Here is a 250-nt window from a genome sequence, read left to right on the forward strand (position 1 = left end):
GCCATGTCTTCACGCCTCTACGAAGTGCAAGAGTACCTGTCAGTCTCTAATCACATTTATCTGCCGACCTTCCTGGTCTTCGGCGAACCCTTCCTCAATCGCCTTGCCGCCGAGGATATTGAGGTGCTTGAGCGAGTGGCCCAGGAGATGAGTGCCTGGACGTTCGATTGGGGCGATGAAGCAGACGCGTCAGTATTGGCCGAGCTCGAGCAGTATCTGACCATTAACACTATCGATTTCGACGCGTTTC

At 54.0% G+C, this 250-nt stretch carries 1 pseudogene; it reads left to right on the forward strand.

The features are described 5' to 3' along the window. Positions 1 to 250, forward strand: a pseudogene (locus tag ACS2QP_RS28335) (hypothetical protein); the annotation flags it as partial.

Origin of the sequence: Bacillus cereus group sp. Bce019, assembly GCF_051781745.1 — a bacterium.
Lineage (GTDB): Bacteria > Bacillota > Bacilli > Bacillales > Bacillaceae_G > Bacillus_A > Bacillus_A cereus.